At 40.5% G+C, this 18,249-nt stretch carries 14 protein-coding genes; 7 read left to right on the top strand and 7 right to left on the bottom strand.

What is annotated here, in order from left to right; all coding sequences use genetic code 11:
- Positions 1–10: 10 nt before the first annotated feature.
- Positions 11–931: an acetyl-CoA carboxylase, carboxyltransferase subunit beta gene (gene accD / locus ACH30E_RS06190; protein ID WP_294995906.1), complete on the top strand. Its 921-nt coding sequence runs from the start codon at positions 11–13 to the stop codon at positions 929–931.
- Between the two features lie 29 nt (positions 932–960).
- The gene (gene smpB / locus ACH30E_RS06185) at positions 961–1,401 is read left to right on the top strand and encodes an SsrA-binding protein (RefSeq protein WP_294995903.1); all 441 of its coding nucleotides are present in this window, start codon (positions 961–963) and stop codon (positions 1,399–1,401) included.
- A 79-nt stretch (positions 1,402–1,480) separates the two neighbouring features.
- On the opposite strand, the gene ACH30E_RS06180 is transcribed toward smpB, so the two are convergent.
- The 3 genes from ACH30E_RS06180 to ACH30E_RS06170 all read right to left on the bottom strand — a co-directional run bounded on the left by ACH30E_RS06180 (position 1,481) and on the right by ACH30E_RS06170 (position 5,503).
- Positions 1,481–2,713 (bottom strand): NADP-dependent isocitrate dehydrogenase, encoded by a 1,233-nt coding sequence (locus ACH30E_RS06180; protein ID WP_294995899.1) that lies wholly within the window; start codon positions 2,711–2,713, stop codon positions 1,481–1,483.
- A 245-nt stretch (positions 2,714–2,958) separates the two neighbouring features.
- Complete coding sequence (locus ACH30E_RS06175) at positions 2,959–4,842, bottom strand: Nramp family divalent metal transporter (protein ID WP_490824056.1); 1,884 nt, start codon at positions 4,840–4,842, stop codon at positions 2,959–2,961.
- 1 nt (position 4,843) lies between these two features.
- Complete coding sequence (locus ACH30E_RS06170) at positions 4,844–5,503, bottom strand: metal-dependent transcriptional regulator (RefSeq protein ID WP_294996764.1); 660 nt, start codon at positions 5,501–5,503, stop codon at positions 4,844–4,846.
- Positions 5,504–5,596: 93 nt separating this feature from the next.
- Between ACH30E_RS06170 and ACH30E_RS06165 the strand changes: the two genes are divergently transcribed.
- The 3 genes from ACH30E_RS06165 to ACH30E_RS06155 all read left to right on the top strand — a co-directional run bounded on the left by ACH30E_RS06165 (position 5,597) and on the right by ACH30E_RS06155 (position 9,111).
- Positions 5,597–6,553: a hypothetical protein gene (locus ACH30E_RS06165; RefSeq protein ID WP_490824055.1), complete on the top strand. Its 957-nt coding sequence runs from the start codon at positions 5,597–5,599 to the stop codon at positions 6,551–6,553.
- 222 nt (positions 6,554–6,775) lie between these two features.
- Positions 6,776–8,428, top strand: coding sequence for an alpha-glucan family phosphorylase (glgP, locus tag ACH30E_RS06160; RefSeq protein ID WP_490824054.1), 1,653 nt, complete (start codon positions 6,776–6,778; stop codon positions 8,426–8,428).
- 113 nt (positions 8,429–8,541) lie between these two features.
- Positions 8,542–9,111, top strand: coding sequence for a UbiX family flavin prenyltransferase (locus ACH30E_RS06155; RefSeq protein WP_490824053.1), 570 nt, complete (start codon positions 8,542–8,544; stop codon positions 9,109–9,111).
- Positions 9,112–9,338: 227 nt separating this feature from the next.
- Here the strand turns inward: ACH30E_RS06155 and ACH30E_RS06150 are convergent, their stop codons facing one another.
- Complete coding sequence (locus tag ACH30E_RS06150; protein ID WP_294996757.1) at positions 9,339–11,888, bottom strand: ATP-dependent Clp protease ATP-binding subunit; 2,550 nt, start codon at positions 11,886–11,888, stop codon at positions 9,339–9,341.
- A 90-nt stretch (positions 11,889–11,978) separates the two neighbouring features.
- Between ACH30E_RS06150 and ACH30E_RS06145 the strand changes: the two genes are divergently transcribed.
- Together ACH30E_RS06145 and ACH30E_RS06140 are read left to right on the top strand one after the other, a co-directional pair.
- Positions 11,979–12,380 (top strand): STAS domain-containing protein, encoded by a 402-nt coding sequence (locus ACH30E_RS06145; RefSeq protein WP_490824052.1) that lies wholly within the window; start codon positions 11,979–11,981, stop codon positions 12,378–12,380.
- Between the two features lie 120 nt (positions 12,381–12,500).
- The gene (locus tag ACH30E_RS06140; protein ID WP_490824051.1) at positions 12,501–13,145 is read left to right on the top strand and encodes a J domain-containing protein; all 645 of its coding nucleotides are present in this window, start codon (positions 12,501–12,503) and stop codon (positions 13,143–13,145) included.
- Here ACH30E_RS06140 and ACH30E_RS06135 read toward each other — a convergent pair.
- The 3 genes from ACH30E_RS06135 to ACH30E_RS06125 all read right to left on the bottom strand — a co-directional run bounded on the left by ACH30E_RS06135 (position 13,140) and on the right by ACH30E_RS06125 (position 18,237).
- Positions 13,140–15,638: a hypothetical protein gene (locus ACH30E_RS06135; protein WP_490824050.1), complete on the bottom strand. Its 2,499-nt coding sequence runs from the start codon at positions 15,636–15,638 to the stop codon at positions 13,140–13,142. The genes ACH30E_RS06140 and ACH30E_RS06135 overlap by 6 nt on opposite strands.
- A gap of 72 nt (positions 15,639–15,710) precedes the next feature.
- Positions 15,711–16,478 (bottom strand): hypothetical protein, encoded by a 768-nt coding sequence (locus tag ACH30E_RS06130; protein ID WP_490824049.1) that lies wholly within the window; start codon positions 16,476–16,478, stop codon positions 15,711–15,713.
- Between the two features lie 109 nt (positions 16,479–16,587).
- Positions 16,588–18,237 (bottom strand): SusD/RagB family nutrient-binding outer membrane lipoprotein, encoded by a 1,650-nt coding sequence (locus tag ACH30E_RS06125; RefSeq protein ID WP_294996747.1) that lies wholly within the window; start codon positions 18,235–18,237, stop codon positions 16,588–16,590.
- Positions 18,238–18,249: the final 12 nt, after the last annotated feature.

The following is an 18,249-nucleotide window of genomic DNA, read 5'->3' as shown; positions in this document are numbered from 1 at the left end:
ATTGCCCGTTATGAAAAAAGAACGTGAAGAAGATTTTGAAGCAAATCTGACAGGTGAAGGAATGCAAGGTGAAGATGCAGGTAAACCCCGTTGGTTCAAACGTATCCGTAAGGGTATCCTCACTTCAACCGCCGATAAGAAAGAAACACCGGAAGGACTCTGGAATAAATGTCCGGAATGTAATTATATCTGCACCACTACGGAACTCAGCGAAAATCTGTATGTATGTCCAAAATGTAACCACCATCATAGGATCGGTAGTCAGGACTACTACGATTTTCTCTTCGATGAAGGTGCCTATACTGAACTGTTTGATCAGATCAGGAGTAAAGATGCATTGGGCTTTACCGATCTTAAGCCCTATCAGAAAAGATTAGATGAAATTCACGCCAAGACAGACCTCAAAGACTCTATGCGTGTTGCTACCGGAAAAGTTGATGGTGAAGGATTTGTGATTGCCTGTATGGATTTTGAATTCATCGGAGGATCGCTGGGTAGTGTAATGGGTGAAAAATTCAGTCGTGCAGTAGACTATTGCATCGAACACAAACTCCCCTACCTCGTTATCAGTAAAAGTGGTGGTGCCCGTATGATGGAAAGTGCATTCAGTCTGATGCAATTGGCCAAAACCAGTGGCAAGCTCTCACAACTGAGCGACGCAGGCTTACCCTATATTTCCTTACTCACTGACCCAACATTTGGGGGCATATCTGCCAGCTTTGGAATGCTGGGCGATTTAAACATCGCTGAACCCGGTGCCCTTATTGGATTTGCTGGTCCACGCGTAATTAAAGAAACCATTAAGAAAGATCTGCCTGAAGGCTTCCAGAGAAGTGAATTTCTGCTGGAGCATGGATTCCTCGATTTTATTGTTGACAGGAAACAACTAAAGCAAAAACTTGCCCAGTTGTCGATCCATTTCAGAAGCTAGCTTTTACCACCTTATTGTAACCCACTGCCATGGCAAAGGAAATGAATAACAGGCAGGCCTATTACAATTACTACATAGAAGATAAATATGTAGCTGGTATTGTATTGCTTGGAACGGAAGTGAAATCGATTCGCGATGGCAAAGTAAGTTTCAATGATTCCTTCTGTTTTTTTGATGGCAGCGAATTATGGGTACGTGCTTTATACATTGCCGAATACACCCATGGCACTGCCAATAACCATATCGCTGTTCACGACAGAAAACTCTTACTCCAAAAAAGAGAACTCAAAAAAATTCAGGCCAAACTAAAAGAGAAAGGATATACCATTGTTCCACTGCGTGTTTTCCTGAATGAAAAAAACCTGGTGAAAGTAGAAATAGGCTTAGGAAAAGGTAAAAAACTCCACGATAAACGCGAAACCATCAAAGACAGAGACGTCCAAAAAGAGATCAAGCGGTTTCTTAAGTGATTTTTGAATTTTTGATCTTTGATCTTTGATTTAGCATTATTCCAAATCAAAGATCAAAGATCAAAAAATCAAAGATTTATTACTTCGCGAGTTTCGCTTTCAGGTTCTGATCCAGTGCCTCAAGGAACTCTTCAGTATATAGATAGTGTTCCCCGTGGTTTACTTTATTGCCATGGATACATACTGCAAGGTCTTTGGTCATTTTACCGCTTTCAACGGTTTCAATACAAACCTGCTCCAGTGCCTGACAGAAATTAATCAGTTCCTGGTTACCATCCAGTTTACCACGGAACTCCAGACCTCTTGTCCATGCGAAGATCGAGGCAATTGGGTTTGTTGATGTTGGCTTACCCTTTTGGTGCTCACGGTAGTGGCGTGTTACAGTACCATGTGCCGCTTCCGCTTCCATTACTTTGCCATCCGGTGTAACCAGTGTAGAAGTCATAAGACCTAATGATCCAAAGCCTTGAGCAACAGTATCACTTTGTACGTCACCATCATAGTTCTTACATGCCCATACAAAATTACCATTCCATTTAAGTGCGCTGGCAACCATGTCATCAATTAAGCGGTGCTCATAGGTAATACCTGCTTCAGTGAACGCAGCTTTGAATTCATTCTGGTAGATTTCTTCAAAAATATCTTTGAAACGACCATCGTATTTTTTCAGGATGGTGTTTTTGGTTGAAAGGTATAAAGGCCATTTTTTGCTCAGGGCCTGGTTGAAACATGCACGGGCAAAACCTTTGATACTTTCATCGGTATTATACATGGCCAAAGCAACACCATCTCCCTTAAAATTGAACACTTCAAATTCCTGAACCGTACCATCTTCCCCTTCAAATTTGATGGTTAGTTTTCCTTTCCCTTTTGTTACAAAATCAGTAGCACGGTACTGATCACCGAAAGCGTGACGACCAATACAGATGGGTGCTGTCCAGTTGGGAACCAGACGTGGTACATTTTTACAAACGATTGGCTCACGGAATACGGTACCATCTAAGATATTACGGATGGTTCCGTTAGGGCTCTTCCACATTTGTTTCAGACTGAATTCTTTCACACGCTCTTCATCGGGTGTAATTGTGGCACATTTAATACCTACACCATATTGCTTAATCGCATTTGCCGCATCAATGGTTACCTGATCGTTGGTTTCGTCGCGGTATTCCATTCCAAGGTCATAATATTTAATATCTACTTCCAAATAAGGAAGGATCAATTTTTCTTTGATAAATTTCCAGATGATTCTTGTCATCTCGTCACCATCCAGTTCCACCACCGGATTTGCTACTTTGATTTTTTGCGACATATATTAGTTTTAAATGATAAACGGGGACAAAAGTAACGATTTCATGGCATTGCCCTTGAGCAAAAAATAGCAATTTCTCACAAATACCTCACTGCGAAAACGCTCTGTTCTTCCATACTGCATTGAGCCGATATGGGGTCTTTTCACCGCGGAGAACGGGAGGTAACGAAGGTTTCGCAGAGTGCCTGAAGAATAAATATGTAAGTATCCTATTAAACGCACAAAGCAAGTTCACTGATTTTCACTTAAACGTTTACAATAAGAACGGGTACTTGCAGGGCATGGCGCACGTCTTCTATCGTTTCTCCAAACAGGTAATCTTTCAACCCGCTATGCCGGTGGGCTCCCATTACTACCAGGTCTGCCTCGGATTCTTTCACCATTCTGATGATTTCCCTTACCCTGTTTTTATAGCCAAGTAAACCAGTTACCTGATAACCCTGCTGTTGTAATTGCTGGCAATAATGATCCAGTCTTTGCTGGTCGATCCTGGTCTCCTCGTCGTCACTGGCCGCCCCCAGGTATTTGGCAGATACACTTTCCACCACATGTATCAAGATCAGTTGAACCGATTTATTACCCTGAGCCAGCGCATGGGCTATTAATTTTTCATCTGCCAGGGTAAAATCAAGCGCTACGGCTATTTTGCGGATATGCCCTACAGAAAGATTTTTTAACTGGGCCCATTCACCATGCATAGCTGCGTGCTGTTTCTGTCTGCGTTTTTTGAAAAAGGGCAGGAAAGTCATGACGAGGAAAAGCCATAAAAAAACAAGTATCAATACTGAAACCAATATTTTCAACCCCCACTCTCCTTCTGCAATATAAACCTGCATTACTTCTTCTGCAACCAGTTTTACATTTAGAAAAACCAACACTACAGCTACTAGCCATGCCGCTATTTTAACCCAGGGTTTAATAACAAAACTCCCCATGGTTTCTTTGTCGCTCACAAAATGAATCAAGGGTATAACTGCAAAACCCAATTGAAGACTCAGAATTACCTGGCTGAATACAAGGAGATCATCAACTTTTCCATCTCCATATATGCCTATTACCAACACGGCTGGTACAATGGCAATAACCCGGGTAAGCAAACGTCTGAGCCATGGGTTCAAACGTAAATGCAGGTAACCTTCCATTACAATTTGTCCGGCCAGCGTACCGGTAATCGTAGAACTTTGTCCGGCAGCAATCAAAGCCACCGCAAATAATATAGGCGCCAGTTCTGTACCTAATAGGGGTTGTAATAATTTATGCGCGTCTTCTATTCTTGCTACATCCGTATTGCCTGTTTTGAAAAATACTGTTGCTGCAAGCACAAGTATGGCTGCATTCACAAAGAATGCTGCGTTTAATGCAACAAAGCTGTCGATAAAATTATATTTCAATGCACGTTTAATACTGTGTTGGTCTGCCCCGATTTTCCTTGTTTGTACCAAGGCAGAATGGAGGTATAAATTATGGGGCATTACGGTTGCACCAATAATTCCAACCGCAATGTAGAGTGATTCGTTACCCAACATTGATGGAACAAACCCAGTAACTACTTCCTTTAAATCTGGCTTGGCAATAAGTATTTCAATGAGGAAAGAAAAACCGATGGTTGCTACCAGTGCAAGTATGAATGCCTCCATCTTTCTGATACCATAACGTTGTAATAAGAGGAAAAGAAAGGTATCCAACACTGTGATGGCCGTTCCCCATATCAATGGAAGTCCGGTAAGCAAATGAATACCGATTGCCATACCTACAACTTCTGCAAGATCCGTAGCTGCAATGGCTAATTCGGCCAGTATATATAAACAGAAATTAACCAATGGAGGATAGGTTTCGCGATTAGCCTGTGCCAAATCTCTTCTCCTTACTATGCCCAGTCTGGCACTCAGACTTTGCAGCAATAATGCCATCAGGTTACTCATTAGCAATACCCAGATAAGCTGATATCCAAACTTGGCCCCTCCCTGCAAATCGGTTGCCCAGTTACCCGGATCCATATAGCCAACACTAACCAGGTATGCTGGTCCGAGGTAGGCCAATATTCTCCGCCATCCTTTTCTGGGAACAGTGGTATCAACCGAAGCATGTACTTCACTCAATGAAAGGTGTTCGTCTTTATGCTGGTTCATCTTAAACAGTTTTTACAAATAATACGGCTGCTAAATCGCGGCTAATGGTTACCATAGGTTGATTCTTTATTTTCAGTTCAATGGAACCATCGAATTCAAATATTTTTTTTACTTCGAGCCTGGTACCCATTTGCAGGCCTTTGTGTTTTAGCACTTCGAGTAATTCTGATGACTGGCTTCCAACAGCCGTAATTTCTACAAGCTTATGTTCACAAATACCAGATAATGGCTCATGCTGTTGTAAAGCCAAACGGCCACGACTATCCGGTATCGGATCGCCATGCGGATCGAATTTTGGATAACCAAGAAAAGCATCAAGTTTATCAATCAGTTTACTGCTGGTGATATGTTCTAATTCCTCTGCTACTTCATGTACTTCATCCCAACCAAACTGAAGTTTATCTACCAGAAAATATTCCCACAAACGATGCTTACGAATAATACCCAATGCCACTTTTCTCCCTTCACTACTCAGCTTAACACCATGATATGGTTCGTAACTGATGATTCGTTTGGTTTTTAATTTTTTCAACATATCAGTTACAGAAGCCGGCCTTGTCTGCAGCTCAGCAGATAAAGCATTGGTAGATACCAGCTCCTCGTCTTGCTGCAGGTGGTAGACCGCCTTGATATAATTTTCTTCTGCTATTGAAAAAGTCATGTACCTAAATTTATTTTTAGACAAACCTAAAAAATAAAAAGATAATATCCAAGATAATGTCCGAAAACCCTATTTTTATTGCAAATTCTGCTCATGAAGCCCTGGTTTTCTGCATTACTTCTGTTATTCCTTTTGGCCTGTAAGGAACAGAAAATTGATTTTTCAGGAGATGTCCCCCTGAAAGCAGAAGACTTTCTCACTGCCTTTCCCAAAATAACCGGCACTTACCTGATTGCTGATTCGAATATTACCCGCAAAGCCGACACAACCCGTATTGGCTACAAGGCATTAAGTCAATTTGTGCCGGATAGTGTTATTACAGATTATATTGGCAAAGACAAAAAAGCTATAATAAAACCGGTAGGTATCATTGAAAAAGAGAAAGAAAATTATCTCTTGCTAAACTTTACCAGACAGAAAAAAACAACCTGTGTGGTTGTGGTAACAGATAAAAAATTAAAATACCTCGCAGCCAAAGAATTACTGACCAATCAGCAGTCTGGCGGTTATTATCGATTTGTGTCGATCAATAAAGAACCTACATTCATGATTAACAGGGAGAAGAGTTCTCCTGATAATACTTTAAAATTTACCAGATCAGGATGGGTATATAACGATGCAGGTATCTTTATGCTGGTAGTTACGGATAGTAATGAAGATCCGGAAAAAACGGCGGTAATAAATCCGATAGACACGTTACCCAGAATGAACAAACTTAGTGGGGAATATGTGGTGAATGAAAAAAACTATCTTTCTGTAAGAGATGGTAAGGATGCGAACCACTATCTTTTCTTTCTCCATTTTGAAAAAGACAGAGGAAGCTGTGTGGGTGAATTAAAAGGGATCTTTAAAGTAAATAATACGGGTAATGCCCAGTTCACAGAAAATGGGGATCCATGTATTATTGATTTTAAGTTTTCCGGAAATTATGTAACGGTAAAAGAACAAGGAAGCTGCGGAAACCATCGCGGTATCAAATGTTTTTTTGATGATACTTATCGCAAGAAAAGAGAGCCCAAAGTGAAGAAGAAAAAGTCGGGCGCCAAATAAACATTGCGACACATACAGAAAAAATGCTTTCCGAAAACGTTTGCAAACGCTTTCCTGCATTGAATCCTAACGATTGTTTGTTGAAAAAAGATTTCTTTGCAACGTATTTAAATCGGTTGCGGGGAATTTCTAACTGATTACCCACATAACAATGTGTAAGAAATACATTTTATTGAAATACCCCTATATTGCAAGCGCTATTTGATCACCAAACGAGCATTTATGAATTTTAGAAACTATCATGTCCCCTATCAGATTAATGAGCAGTACAGTAAGAAAGCGGCTTATTTTTCCATGGAATTTGCAATTCATCAACCTTTAAAAATATACAGTGGTGGCTTAGGATTTCTGGCTGGTTCACACTTACGCAGTGCTTATGAACTTCGTCAGAATATGATCGGTATTGGTATCCTGTGGAAGCATGGTTATTACGACCAGGCGAGAAACCAGGACCAAACCTTACAGGTAACTTTTATGGAAAAGATTTACAGCTTCCTGGAAGATACCGGTATTAAGTTTCAGATATTGATACATGATCATCCGGTATGGGTAAAAGCATTTTACCTTAACCCTGAAACTTTCAACAGTGCTCCCTTATTTCTCTTGAGCACTGATTTACCTGAGAACGATTATGTATCACAAACCATCACACATCGTTTATACGATGCCAATGTAGCCACAAAGGTTGCACAGTTCATCTTACTCGGTGTTGGCGGTGCTAAGCTGATTGATGAATTAGGTTTTAATCCTGATGTGTACCATTTGAATGAAGCACACGGTATTTCCTCTGCATTCTATCTCCTGAACAAATTCAAGAGTGTCGAAAAAGTAAAAGAACACCTTGTATTTACTACCCACACACCAGAAGAAGCGGGTAATGAAAAACACGATATTTACCTCTGTCATAAAATGAGCTATTTCTGCGGACTTTCCATTGATGAAGTGCGTAAGATAACAGGTATCAAAGACGATCAATTTAACCATTCACTGGCTGCATTACGTTTTGCCAGAAAAGCCAACGGGGTTTCTGCATTACATGGCCATGTAAGCCGCGAAATGTGGAAGAACCAGGAAGGTATTTGTCCCATCACTTCCATCACCAACGCACAGAACTGGCGTTATTGGGCCGATAAACAAATGTATCGTGCAATGGAAGAAGGCAACGATTACAGTTTCGATGACCGCAAGAAATACCTTAAGAAAAGAGCTTTTGAAATAGTAGCCGATCAAACAGGTAAAGTATTCGATCCGAATGTACTAACCATTGTTTGGGCAAGAAGGTTTGCTGGCTATAAAAGAGCAGATATGCTTACCTATGATATGGAGCGCTTCGAAAAAATGCTGAATGACACCAAACGTCCGGTTCAGATTATTTGGGCAGGGAAACCATATCCGGTAGACTACCCGGCTATTTCTCAGTTTAACAATCTTGTGCACCTGAGCAAGAACTATAAAAATGTAGCGGTATTGATTGGTTACGAATTAGGACTCAGCAAGCGACTTAAACAAGCTGCAGATGTTTGGTTGAATAATCCACGTGTTCCACGCGAAGCATCTGGAACCAGTGGTATGACAGCCGCCATGAACGGAGCTGTTAACTTCTCTACCGATGATGGATGGATCCCTGAATTCATTAACCATGGCAATAATGGCTTTGTTGTACCTAAAGCAGATTACGCTAACATGACTGTTCACGACCAGGATGAATATGATCTGAATAAAGCCTATGAAATTTTAGAACAGCAGATCATCCCGATGTACTACGACAACTTTGACACCTGGAGACAAATTACCAAGAATGGTATGCGTGATGTTCGCTTCCAGTTCGACAGTAACCGGATGGCGCATGAATATTATGAGATCATGTATAAATGATTGAAAAGTCAAAAGTCAAAATTCAAAAGTCAAAAGTGTGTAATTCCGCTTTTGACTTTTGAATTTTGACTTTTGAATTTTGATTTACCTTTGCTATTCAACCAAAAGTTACCATGCGTAACAAAATAGCCGTAGCCATTACAGGAGCCAGTGGTTCTGTATATGCAAAATTATTGCTCGATAAACTTGTTTCTCTCCGCGATCAGTATGAGGAAGTAGGCATTGTAATGAGTAAAAATGCCAAAGAGGTATGGAGAACAGAATTGGGTAATGAAGATTACAGCAACTATCCTTTCCGATATTTCGAGAAATACGATTTTAATGCACCTTTTGCCTCAGGTTCGGCCAAGTACAATACGATGATTGTAGCCCCCTGCAGTATGGGCACATTGGGCCGCATAGCTGCCGGTGTTAGTGACGATCTTGTTACCCGTGCCGCAGACGTAATACTGAAAGAAAGAAGAAAGCTGATTCTAATGGTGCGCGAAACACCTTATAACCTTATCCATATTAAGAATATGGAAACCGTAACACTGGCAGGCGGTATTATTTGCCCCGCCACACCCTCCTTCTACAGTCGCCCCCAAACCATCGAAGAAGCAGCCGCCACGGTAGTCGACAGAATACTAGATATCGCAGGCCTCGAGCAACATTCTTACAGATGGGGGAATAGTGAGCAGTGAGCAGTGAGCAGTGAGTAACAACTTTGCAGTTTCCCATATTGTGCACTTCCCCAAAAAATCAGACATTAGACATCAGCCATCCAACATCTGACATCAGACATCAGACATCAGCCATCCAACATCTGACATCTGACATCTGAAATCTGAAATCCGACATCAGCCATCAACCATCCAAAAAAAGGCCCTGCCTTCCAGCAGAGCCTCTATAATTGAGTACTTACCCTTCTTTATACATTGGCGTTTTCGCCTTCTTCTACCCTTTTCTGAAAATCGAATTTCAGCTTGCCGGATTCTTTATCCAGATCGGCAATTAATACATCTCCTTGTTTGATATTCATATTCAGGATTTCTTCAGCCAAAGGATCTTCCAGGTATTTCTGAATGGCCCTGTGCAATGGTCTTGCACCGAATTGAGAATCATATCCTTTTTCAGAAATGAATTCTTTGGCAGCGGCCGTTAATTCGAGCGAGAAACCAAGGTTCTGAAGGCGTTTTGATACACCTTTCATCAGGATATCAATGATATTGAAGATATTTTCCTGGTTCAATGAATTAAACACTACTACATCATCAATACGGTTCAGGAATTCAGGTGAGAAAGTACGCTTCAGTGCTTTTTCAATTACTGCCTTATTATTCTCTTCTGCATTCTGAATACGTGTTGCGGTAGCAAAGCCAACACCATCACCGAATTCTTTCAACTGACGCACGCCAATATTTGAGGTCATAATGATCATGGTATTTTTAAAATCCACTTTTCTACCAAGTCCATCTGTTAACTGACCATCATCTAATACCTGCAATAAAATATTATAAATATCCGGGTGTGCTTTTTCAATTTCATCCAGCAGGATCACGCAATAAGGCTTACGTCTTACTTTTTCTGTAAGCTGACCACCTTCTTCATAACCAACATAGCCCGGAGGTGCACCAATTAAACGGCTTACCGTAAATTTCTCCATGTATTCACTCATGTCAATACGAATAAGTGAATCTTCTGAATCGAACATATAACGGGCGAGTGAGCGCGCAAGTTCTGTTTTACCAACGCCTGTTGGACCAAGGAAAATGAATGTACCGATTGGTTTTTTAGGATCTTTCAACCCTACGCGGTTACGCTGAATAGCTTTCACCACTTTCTGAATAGCTTCGTCTTGTCCGATCACCATGCCTTTCATGTCTTCGCTCATCCTGCGAAGTTTTTCGGTTTCAGCTTGTACCATACGCTTAACAGGAATACCTGTCATCATACTCACAACTTCAGCTATATGTTCTTCAGTAATTGGGTAACGCTTGTGTTTGCTTTCTTCTTCCCATTGGTTTTTAGCTTTTTCCAGCTCTTCTCCTAATCTCTTTTCTGTATCGCGCAATGCTGCTGCTTCTTCGAAACGCTGGCTCTTAACTACTTTATTCTTTTCGTTTTTAATATCCTCTATTTTTTTCTCAAGCTCAACGATTTCTTCTGGCACATTGATGTTTTTCAAGTGTACCCTTGCACCTACTTCATCCAATACATCAATAGCTTTATCAGGTAAAAGACGATCGGTCATATAACGATCACTCAGTTTTACGCATGCATCAATTGCATCATCACCATAACTTACGTTATGGAAGTCTTCGTATTTCGATTTGATATTATTAAGGATGGTAATGGTATCTTCCACACTTGGTGGCTCAACAATTACTTTCTGGAAACGTCTGTCGAGTGCGCCATCTTTCTCAATGTACATGCGGTATTCATCAAGCGTTGAAGCTCCGATACATTGCAATTCTCCCCTGGCCAAAGCAGGTTTAAATATATTGGAAGCATCTAAAGAGCCACTGGCTCCACCTGCTCCCACAATAGTATGTATCTCATCAATGAACAGGATAACATCTCTGTTTTTCTCCAGTTCATTCATAATGGCTTTCATTCTTTCTTCAAACTGACCGCGGTATTTTGTACCGGCAACCAATGCGGCGAGATCGAGTGAGATAACTCTTTTATCAAACAATACCCTGCTCACTTTGCGTTGAACAATGCGAAGGGCCAAACCTTCAACGATGGCCGTTTTACCAACACCAGGTTCTCCAATTAAAATCGGGTTGTTCTTTTTACGGCGACTTAAAATCTGACTTACTCTTTCAATTTCTTCTTCACGACCAACAATTGGGTCAAGTGAACCAGATTCTGCCAATTTGGTAATATCTCTGCCAAAATTGTCGAGGACAGGTGTTTTGCTTTTTGCATTTGCACCAGCTTTACCCCCGGCTTTTGGTTGCTGATAACCAGAAGATCTTTTTTCTTCATCATACTCATCATCACCTTCATCGAACTCTGCTTTTGGACTCGGATTGGTTGATTCTACCATACCTAATTCATTGCGGAACATGTCGTAATCAATATCGAACTGGTTCAATATCTGTGTGGCAATATTCTCTTTGTTCTTAAGTATGCTGAGCATCAGGTGCTCTGTTTCTACCAATGGGCTTTTCAGAGCCTTTGCTTCCAATACGGTAACCCTTATTACTTTTTCGGCCTGTTTGGTAAGGGGTAAGCTATTGATATTGGCAATATTTTTCCCCGTCTTGTCTTTTACTGCAAGTTCTACCTCTTTCCGTAATTCGTAAAGGTCTACATTAAGCTGTTTTAACACTTTGATAGCGGTATTCTCGCCATCCCTGATCAAACCCAATAACAGGTGTTCTGTGCCTATGAAGTCGTTTCCGAGCCGCAAAGCCTCTTCCCTGCTGAAAGAGATGATCTCTTTAACCTGTGCTGAAAAATTATTATCCATAACCTAAATTGGATTTATACAATTATAACGAATATTTTTGAGCGAAGTTGTGCATCAGTTATGCACAGTTGTTAACCTAACCTCACGGAAATGGAAGTCAAAATTGATACCAAAGAGAAATTCACCGTTGTAACACCAGTTGTACCCCATATTTCTGCCAATATAGCAGCAAATTTGGCCGAAACCTGTACAAGCTATCTCGATCAGCCGGTAAAAAACATCATCCTCAACCTCGAGCCGGTAACGGAGATAGATCCGGAAGCCGCCAATAGCATTGCAGCATTACAGCAGCGTTTTTATGAACAAAACGCATCTTTTGTCATCTGCAACCTCAAAGAACCCCTTGAAGCCGTTTTTGAAAAAGAAGAACTACTCGATTTCCTAAACTTCACCCCCACCGAAAGTGAAGCCTGGGATATAGTGCAGATGGAAGAAATTGAAAGAGAACTATTGGATGGAGATGAGATGGAGTTTAGTGATGTTAATCAATAATAGAATGTCAGATATCAGATGTCAGATATCAGATGTCAGATGGCAGATATAAATGGGTTATGTCTGATTTGATATTTTATATCTGACATCTGCCATCTGACATCCATAAATCTCTTACTTGTGTTTTCCAAAGACTACTACCATATCCTTAAAATTCCTTCCTCTGCTTCGGCGGATGAAATCAGAAAGGCATATCGGCATCTTGCTCTTTTGTTGCACCCGGATAAAAATTCATCGCCGGGGGCGTCAGAGGCTTTTATAGACATTATAGAAGCGTATGAAATATTGGGAAATCCTGCTTCAAGAAAAAAATACGACCGCTCAAGAAATATACCGACGAATCAGCATACTCCTATAGCTAAAACACCTGAAGATATTTATAGCATGATTCAAACGCTTGGTACAAGACTACAGGCGTTGAATCCTGACAGAATAAATCGTGATAAACTTGCGGCCGATATTGATGCAATCTTATCCGTGTACCATATTCAGCTTCTTGAAAGATTTCAGAATGAACAATACAATACATTAATAACAGCAAAACTTCTTGAATGCTTTATTCATCTGGAAAAAGAGGATTATTTACTTTTTGTAGCAAGACTAAGTAGCATAAAAGGACTTACCCAAACTATAATAGATAGTATTGCTTCGGGCCGAAAAAATTATTTACGAAATTATTACTGGCATCGCTACAAAATATGGCTGGCACTGCTTATCGCTGTAATATTTTGCGCTTTGTTATATATCAAGGGGCCTTCCTTATAAAATAATTTCTGTAAAAATCAACTCACCTTTTGCTCCAATTCCTTGAATGGTTACTTTTTTGTTTTTCCCGAAATCGTTGTTATAGAACTGAAGACGATACTGTCCATCTTTGCCCGGCTTCACAAACCCGTTCCAATAGAGAGTCTCTCGCGAGTCTAATGCATCTTCTGGCTGTTTTTCTCTTGTGTACAAGGGTGAATAAAAGGACCTTACCAATGAATAGCCGGTTCTTTGAACAGAAGAAAAACTTTTATCGTAAATATTTTTTGCGTTTACCGCTCCCTTCTTTGTGTAAATAGCAATAGCCGGACCAGAAGCTCCAAGTGCAGTTCCTTCCGCTGCATATACTTTGATGAGTGCAACATCATTTACATTGATGGTTGATATCACATCCATTGATACATTCATTTCATTGAGGAAATAAGTCACGCCATTTCTTTCAATCATCATGGTGCCGAAATCGTCTTCTCCACTACCTGTTGCATTGAGGTAGGATGTATTATTATTTTCACTTAATGCGTCCAGCCCCTGAAAGCGATTAAAGCGAACGACAGGATTTATCATATCTCCTGTAACACTGATGCCGGGTACAGAGCGTTGAATGATCTGCCAGATAGAAGTTGCAAAGGATGTTTCCCCCGGGTCAATAGATCTTCCCAGTTTAAAAATATCAGAAGCATATTCAAGGTTAAGCGAATCGGTTTTTGAAATTTTTCTTCTTACTCCTTTAACTGTCACGTTGCCAAGGTAGACACCTGCCGTAGTATCAATACCCTTAAGTTTCCCATAAAGAAATGCGGCCAACCCACTGGCATTTGCATTAAGGGCAATCGTATCAAGATTCATGGATGGCTTGTAGCCAGACTGTTTCAAGGAATCGATATAGGAAGGATTCAAGGCCACATCAACAATAAAAGTTTCTTTTTTCTTATTGGTACCCTGGTAGTAAAAAGTGGCTTTCTTCTGGAAGGAAAGTCCATCAAGCAAAAACTCCCCTTTATCCGTCAACATTGCTGAAGCCATGATGGTGGTGGAGTCGTCTGTTTTGATGATAAAGGAAACATGTCCTTCTGTAACAACCGTATTCCGGTCAGATTTTTTAACTACTCCTCCGATTGTTAAAGATGATTCAACCGGATATTTAAGAGCCATGGGTTGATCCTCTACTAATTGTTTCCATTCAAATCTTCTCCAGCCCTGTGTCATCATCAGCAGATCAAGGTGTTCAAGTCTTTCCTTTGATTTATCTTTAAAATAATAAGCCGGCTCATGTATATACCCTTTGATATCCGTACTTAATAAGGAGGATGAAACAATATTATCTGGTGTTCTGAGGCTTGTATCTGCGGTTACATCGGTCACTGCAATGGCAACATTAGGTATGTTAACGTTTTTCAGGTCTATCAGGTATTCATTTTTACTCCTGGGTTTTGCAGAACCAGTAATTGCCTTTACAGTGGGTTGAATAATAGAATGGTTGGCGATAAAAGCAATTCTTTCGGCCAGTGGTAGTCCATTTTCACCAAATGCGGTCAGTTGAATAATCCCTGCTGGAAGGTTCTTTTTAGCGATTGGCAAGGCCGTTAATCCTTCTTCAAAATTCAGGTCGGCCATGGCAATCATTTGCCCATTCATTTGGGCAACTAATTTTATTTTATTGAAGGCTTCTTTGTTTTTTTCACCCCTGAAAATTAGTGCGGTTAATCGGTTGGCGTTACCATTTTCAATCCGGATAGCGATACCTTCCTGAGATGCAAGTGGTAATTGAAAATCCATGCTAGAACCATTAGAAAAAGGAATATTCAATTTATACTTTGCATCAGGTTTTACTTCCAGTTCAAACGATCCCATTCCGGCGTGTACTGTTTTCACTACTGAAACTTCTTTGCCATCCTGATCAATCAGTTTACCGGTTACCTGCTGTGGATTTCCCTGCTGGTCTGTAACAAGGAATGCAATGCGGTTATTAATCCCTTCAATCAGGTTTCCTCCTTCGGGAAAAAACTGACAGATTAATGAGGGTCGCGATGTTTCTCTTTTTTTCGTCAGGTAATCAGCGCCATACACATAAACTTGCTTCTGGAAAATAAAATCCGGGAAATTAAGCATCCATAATGTATATGCATTGATGGTATAGTTGCCGGAAAGCAGGTTAGCATCCAGTTCAAAATCTGCAGGTGTACTACTAAGTGAATCCAGTTTGTACATTTTTTTTACTACCACTTTCCCCTGTTCATTCACGAGATCGATATAGAGGATATTACTGAGAAAGCTGGGAACAGCATCCAGTGTACACCAGGCTTTCATCCAAATGGTTTCTCCCGAGAGGTAACTGTCTTTATCTGTTTGTACAAATACCTTTTCCTGCGGGTAATTTGCCCGGAATTTTTGCAAGCCAGAATCGGGACTAAGTTTGGTTAAGTTACTTGCCGTTTGAGCCTGCAGGCCACACATAAAGGCCAGGAAGAAGAACAGGGATACCAGGTTTTTCATGTTTAGTTCAGTAGGTGAAAAAAAAGCCCCGCAAAAAATTTAGCGGGGCTTTCTTCTGTAAATATACAAAATTTATCTGTTATAAAGAAGTGAAACTCTTGCATTTCTAGGACTTGCCGCTCCGCTATATCCAGACGCAAATACGGTCATAGATCTTTGGTTGGGTACAGTCATAGAATAGGTAGCCAATGCAGTAGTTGTTGATGCCGCACCTGCAGGTCTAATGGCCCATGCTGCCGAAGTACCAGTAACCTGAATGGTAAACTCCGGACTGGTTCCTTTGTACGCAATGTTAGAAGCTACTTTCACAGTTCCGTTATACAGATCAAGTGCAGTTTGATTAGGTAGCAGGTTTACGAATTTAAACCTTGAATAACCTGAATCAGGCAAAGTGATATTGTCTGTTACCACAACACCAGTTGCATTTGCACCTGTATCGGTTAAGTGGATAGTATAATTGCTACCGAAAAATATTGCATTGCTTGCAAAACTTTTGGAGAACAATACAACTGAATCTTCTGAACTACCAGCTTTTGGTCTGGAAACTACCAGATCAATTTGTTTAGGATCCAATGCCAGGTAATCAGGATTGCTTGATCCACCGGTGTTTAATCCACCACCTGGAAATGGATAAGGGAAAGTAAGTGTGGTACTAACCCTGGTACCATTGATTTTTAACTGCGCATTTGAGTTAACGGTAAAAGCCATTGCATAGTTGATTTTTACAAATGCTTTTCCATCAATGGATACAGTTTCCAATTCCCGTTGGATATTTTTCTCACAGGACATCAACCCTACGGCTGTGATAATCGCTATGATTGGTATGATAATCTTTTTCATGTGTGTATCTTTTATTGATTTGGGTCACATGGAATTCGCCGATAAATTTTACTGATACGATCAATACTTATTATGGCTCATTTCATTATTAACAATTTATAGATTGTCGTTAAGGTTTACTAAACCACATTTCATAAGTATGGTAATCTGTTTTATCACCGCCGAATTTGCGCAGTTCATCCAGGTTCCAAACATATTCAGAGTTATATCTTGGTCTTACGCGCTGAACAGGGTTACCCAGATTCACTGCAGCGTAAGTAGGCATTTGAAATGTTTTGAAAACCTGATCATTGGTTGCAGGATCGAGGTCAGTATAATGGAACCTTCTCAGATCAACCCATGTTTCAACCCAGTTCCAGCACCAACCAGCAATATATTTCTGCAACATGATGTCTGTCATAGTAAGTAAACCTGAAGTTTGCTTAACATTACGTGAAGCCAGGTAATTATTACGTTGTGTTGCTGAAATCTGATTGCCATTAAAGATATTGGCAGCACCTCTGAAACTGCTGTAGTTTCTGTTGATGAAATCAAAGTGTGCATTAATACCAGCCAGGTAAGCCGCATGTGCTCCAGCCAGGTTATTTTTCCTGAATTCAGCTTCAGCTTTGATGAAGTTAATTTCAGCGAATGTCATTATAGGCATTACAGCTTTATTCTTGAACAGGTATTTACCATTATCCAGGAATGTAGCTGCTGAAGGGTTACCAATGGTACTATCGGCCCATAATACTGGTACTCTTTTTCTAAAGTTTGCACCAGAAGTAGATGCACTCAAAGGATCACCAGTACCTGGGTTTACACCGCGGTAACCGCCATTGTTTGTACCTGATGTATCCGCAGAAGCAGAAATCATATGAGGCATACGAGGATCCCTGTTTTCAGCCCAGGTATTTCCGGCCAGTGCTGTTCCATCAAGTAAACGAACGATAAAGTTACTTTGTCTGAATGAAGAAAGGTTATCACGATAAGGACCAAAGAAATTGGCATCATCGTTTTTACTTGCATCGAAAGGAATAACAAAATCGTCGTTGATAGAAGTTAATGCGTTATTGCAGAATTTAATTACAGAATCAGCATTATAGCTTGCCTTATTAGACAAGTGATTGTAGTTACGGGCAAGGATACCGTAAACAAATCTTTTCCATTTGGTAACATCTCCACCGTAAGAATAATCACTCAGGCTAAGTGTATTGGTTGATTTAACTGCTTCTGCCATTTCAAGGTACTTGATGGCAACACGGCATAATGAATCAACACCTTTGTAAACGATATCCTGAGTGTCGTACTTGAAATAGTAAGTATTCTCTTTAAATGCTTCTCTGAAGATGATCTCGCCATGATAATCAGTAGCAGTCTGGAACATATACGCTTTCAGCGCCATAGCAGCACCTACATAATCGTATTTTTTGTCCCTGTCTGCAGAGGTAATAATATAGTCCAGGTTTTTACCCAGTCCATAATAAGTCTGACGCCAGATATCACCGGAAGCATCGCTGTTGGCAACATAGCTATGGGTGTCCCATACGTCGTTGTTATTATTGTTAAGGGTAAGCCAGTTTTGGATGTACTTTCCTACATAGCGTGCATCGTATTGTATACCACGGGGTACCGCAGCCAGCATAGCTGGAAAAACAGATGCTACTGAAGGAGCCTGAGTTGTATCAGGATCGGAATTTATGTTCAGGTATTTCTTACAACCTGATGATGCAATCAGCACGGTTAATAAGAAACCAGCGATATATATTCTTTGTTTCATAATTAATTATTT

This window comes from Sediminibacterium sp. FW305-C-61 (assembly GCF_058231065.1).
Note: the sequence above shows the minus strand (reverse complement) of the source record. Positions and strands in the feature narration are given on the sequence as shown.

Bases quoted from the DNA above. Each gene is read 5' to 3' on its own strand.
- ACH30E_RS06175 (WP_490824056.1), bottom strand. From the start codon at position 4,842: ATGAACCAGCATAAAGACGAACACCTTTCATTGAGTGAAGTACATGCT.
- ACH30E_RS06145 (WP_490824052.1), top strand. From the start codon at position 11,979: ATGGAAGTCAAAATTGATACCAAAGAGAAATTCACCGTTGTAACACCA.
- ACH30E_RS06180 (WP_294995899.1), bottom strand. From the start codon at position 2,713: ATGTCGCAAAAAATCAAAGTAGCAAATCCGGTGGTGGAACTGGATGGT.
- ACH30E_RS06150 (WP_294996757.1), bottom strand. From the start codon at position 11,888: ATGGATAATAATTTTTCAGCACAGGTTAAAGAGATCATCTCTTTCAGC.
- glgP (WP_490824054.1), top strand. From the start codon at position 6,776: ATGAATTTTAGAAACTATCATGTCCCCTATCAGATTAATGAGCAGTAC.
- ACH30E_RS06130 (WP_490824049.1), bottom strand. From the start codon at position 16,478: ATGAAAAAGATTATCATACCAATCATAGCGATTATCACAGCCGTAGGG.
- ACH30E_RS06165 (WP_490824055.1), top strand. From the start codon at position 5,597: ATGAAGCCCTGGTTTTCTGCATTACTTCTGTTATTCCTTTTGGCCTGT.
- ACH30E_RS06155 (WP_490824053.1), top strand. From the start codon at position 8,542: ATGCGTAACAAAATAGCCGTAGCCATTACAGGAGCCAGTGGTTCTGTA.
- smpB (WP_294995903.1), top strand. From the start codon at position 961: ATGGCAAAGGAAATGAATAACAGGCAGGCCTATTACAATTACTACATA.
- ACH30E_RS06135 (WP_490824050.1), bottom strand. From the start codon at position 15,638: ATGAAAAACCTGGTATCCCTGTTCTTCTTCCTGGCCTTTATGTGTGGC.
- ACH30E_RS06125 (WP_294996747.1), bottom strand. From the start codon at position 18,237: ATGAAACAAAGAATATATATCGCTGGTTTCTTATTAACCGTGCTGATT.
- ACH30E_RS06170 (WP_294996764.1), bottom strand. From the start codon at position 5,503: ATGACTTTTTCAATAGCAGAAGAAAATTATATCAAGGCGGTCTACCAC.
- accD (WP_294995906.1), top strand. From the start codon at position 11: ATGAAAAAAGAACGTGAAGAAGATTTTGAAGCAAATCTGACAGGTGAA.